Origin of the sequence: Gracilibacillus oryzae, assembly GCF_009498735.1 — a bacterium.
Taxonomy (GTDB): domain Bacteria; phylum Bacillota; class Bacilli; order Bacillales; family Amphibacillaceae; genus Gracilibacillus; species Gracilibacillus oryzae.
The window spans coordinates 1-1521 of record NZ_ML762429.1; the positions used below are offsets into that span (position 1 = coordinate 1).

Below are 1521 nucleotides of genomic sequence, written 5' to 3' on the forward strand. Positions count from 1 at the left end.
CATAATTACAGGACATTTGAAGAGCTTTCTAAAGCAATAAATCAATACATTTATTTTTATAATCATAATCGATACCAAGAACGATTAAACGGCCTCAGTCCGATGGAATACAGGACAAAGGCCGCCTAGATCATTTTTATTATTACCACTGTCTACTTGACAGGGGGCAGTTCAAATGTTCGGGTTTTTATACGTATAATATAGTTTTGTCTCAGCCTCTTCGCCCAGTTATGCTACAATTTTTTCATCAACTTCTATTTTATTCAATCTATTCTTTCTTGCTTTATTGAAGAACAACCATACTGTTCCTATTGTTAAGAAAATCCCGATAATAAAGGAAAGATTCAAATCAAGATTAAAGCCAATTTTGGCATTAAGGATATAAACAAAGACCATATATGTCATAAACACTGCTGGCACTAAGGAAACAAGATAGTTTTTCCCTTTCACCAAAAGATACATTGTCGCAATCCACAATGCGATTACAGCTGTAGCCTGGTTTGCCCAGGAGAAGTAGCGCCATAAAAGGTTAAAATCGATATTTGTCAGAATATAACCGATAACAAACAACGGTATTGCGATGATTAACCGGTTGAATACTTTTTTCTGTCCCAGACCAATATAATCAGCGACAATCGATCTGGCAGCACGGAAAGCGGTATCGCCTGATGTGATCGGCAAGACAATTACACCGATAACAGCTACAGTACCTGCGATGGCACCTAATAAAGTAACGGAAATTTCATTAACTGCTGCTGATGCGGTACCATTGGCAATGACTTCATTTAATGTTTGCCCATCAAATACACTCATCGCTGCAGCTGCCCAAATCATGGCAATAACTCCTTCTGCAATCATCATTCCATAGAAAATATAGCGCCCTTGTGATTCTTTTTGTGTTGTTCGCGATATAATCGGTGACTGTGTTGCGTGGAATCCAGATAGCGCCCCGCAAGTTATCGTAAAGAACAACAATGGGAAGATCGGCGAATTTTCAGGGTGCAGATTTTGCAATGTCAATTCAGGAATACTGTAATCAGAGAAAACTAAAGAGATTCCGATTGATATTGTACCTAATAACAGAATTGCCCCTAATACCGGGTAGATTCTCCCAATAATTTGGTTTACCGGAAGGATCGTTGATAAGAAATAGTAAAGGAAAATTGCTGCCAGAATAATTCCGAAGGCAACTTTTCCATCTAACAGGATTTCTATTAAAGATGCTGGTGTTGTAATAAAAACAGTACCAACTAATACTAATAATAATAGTGAAAAAGCATTAACCATATGGCGCGAGAACTTGCCGAGAAATTTCCCTGCTAATTCCGGTATATGTGCGCCTCTGTTTCGAATCGATATCATCCCAGTCAGGTAATCATGAACAGCCCCAGCAAATATGGAACCGATTACAATCCATAGAAACGCAACAGGGCCGTATAATGCCCCCATGATTGGGCCAAAGATCGGGCCAGTACCTGCAATGTTCAATAACTGAATCATCGCATTTCTCTGCTTGTGCAT

The 1521-nt window shown here is 39.0% G+C and carries 2 protein-coding genes; one reads left to right on the forward strand and one right to left on the reverse strand.

What is annotated here, in order from left to right:
* Positions 1–129, forward strand: a 129-nt coding sequence (locus F9U64_RS09320) for an IS3 family transposase (protein WP_153402748.1), incomplete at its 5' end; no start/stop codon positions are given.
* Positions 130–228: 99 nt separating this feature from the next.
* On the opposite strand, the gene F9U64_RS09325 is transcribed toward F9U64_RS09320, so the two are convergent.
* The coding region (locus tag F9U64_RS09325; protein ID WP_228275648.1) for a carbon starvation CstA family protein at positions 229–1521 on the reverse strand (1293 nt) is incomplete at its 5' end.